Origin of the sequence: Mesorhizobium sp. M1C.F.Ca.ET.210.01.1.1, from assembly GCF_004791585.1 — a bacterium.
Lineage (GTDB): Bacteria > Pseudomonadota > Alphaproteobacteria > Rhizobiales > Rhizobiaceae > Mesorhizobium.
In genome coordinates, this window is the sequence record NZ_SRUU01000080.1 from 1 (window position 1) to 1,717 (window position 1,717).

The window sequence follows — 1,717 nt, forward strand, 5'->3', positions numbered from 1 at the left end:
GGTAAGAGGGGCAAAAGTTGTGGCGAGGGCTGCGTCAGATTGACTCGGGTTGGGGTGGCCCGATTCCGGCCTGGCCGCATTTCTGATTCATTGCGGCGATGTCGCCGCCTGCGAACATTGAGTCGCTGTCGAACGCCGATCTGAGGGCGCTGGTGATCCAGCTGCTGAGTCGGGTGGCGGAGCTGGAGCGGACGGTTGCGCAGCAGCGTGACGAGATCGCGCGGCTGAAGGGCGGGAAGGGTCGCCCGGACATCAAGCCCAGCACGCCAAGCGGCATGGAGAAGGCGAGCGGGCGCGCGGCCGGCAAGCCGGGCGATGGCCAGCGTCGCGGCCGGGGCACCAAGAACGCCAAGCTGGTGATCAACGAAGAGCGCATCGTGACGGCTGCCTCGGTGCCGCCCGGCTCGCGCTTCAAGGGCTACACGGACTTCGTGGTGCAGGATCTGGTGCTGCGCCCGCAGGTGATCCGTTTTCGCTGCGAGCGCTGGTTGCGGCCGGACGGGACAACGCTGACGGCACCGCTGCCGGCCAGCCTTTCGGGCCATTTCGGGCCGGGGTTGCAGCGCTTCGTGCTGGCACTCTACCATCAGGGCCAGATCACCATGCCGCGCCTTTTGGAACTGTTGCGGGAGCTCGGCATGGCGATCTCCAAGCGGCAGCTCGTGCGCCTGTTAATCGCCGACAAGCAGCTGTTCCTCGCCGAGGCCTGCGACGTGCTGCGGGCCGGCCTTGCCAGCGCCTGGATCAGCGTCGACGACACCGGCGCCCGCCATCAGGCCAGGAACGCGACCTGCACCCAGATCGGCAACGAGCACTTCACCTGGTTCGCCACTACGAGCTCCAAGAGCCGCCTCAACTTCCTGGAGCTGCTGCGCGCCGGCCACACCGACTATGTGGTCAACGCCGCGGCGCTGGCCTACATGCGCGACCGCGCCTTGCCCCAGCATGCCATCGCCCGTCTGGCCGAGCATCCCGACAAGCACTTCGCTGACGAGCGGGCCTGGATGAGCCACCTCGAGCGCCTCGACTTCCCCAACATCAAGCACAGCCTCGACCCACCGCGGCTGGCCACCGAAGGCGCGTTGTGGGGCGCCGTCAAGGCCCATGGCCTGCTCCCCGACACCGTCGTGCTGAGCGACGATGCCGGCCAGTTCGAGGTCGCACGCCATGCCCTGTGCTGGGTCCATGCCGAGCGCCTGGTCCACAAGCTCGACACCTTCTGCGATCCGCACCGCAAGGCCCAAAAGCACGTCCGATCGCTGATCTGGCGGTTCTACGGCGATCTCAAAGCCTACAAGCGACAGCCCTCACGCCGCCGCAAGGTCCAGATGCAGGCGCGCTTCGACCGCATCTTCAAACGCCGCACCGGCTTTGCCATGCTCGACCGGCTGCTGGCCAGGCTTCATGCCAACAAGGCCGAGTTGCTGACCGTCCTCGATCGACCCGAGATCCCGCTTCATACAAACGGTTCCGAGAACGATATCCGCTGCCAAGTGATCAGGCGCAAGATTTCGGGCGGAACCCGCTCGCAGGCAGGCCGCGCCTGTCGCGATGCCTTCCTCGGCCTCAGCAAAACCTGCCAAAAGCTCCGGCTTTCCTTCTGGGACTACCTCGGCGCCCGCCTCGAAATCACCAACGCCCCTCACGTCCCATACCTGCCCAACATCGTCAGCAGCCGCTCCGCAGCCTGACCGCCGCGACTTTTGCCCCTCTTACG

Annotated in this window: 1 protein-coding gene; it reads left to right on the top strand. The window is 66.3% G+C overall.

Annotated elements, in window-relative coordinates:
* The first annotated feature begins 152 nt into the window (after window positions 1-152).
* The gene (locus tag EN853_RS32970; RefSeq protein ID WP_245517513.1) at window positions 153-1,691 is read left to right on the top strand and encodes a transposase; all 1,539 of its coding nucleotides are present in this window, start codon (window positions 153-155) and stop codon (window positions 1,689-1,691) included.
* Window positions 1,692-1,717: the final 26 nt, after the last annotated feature.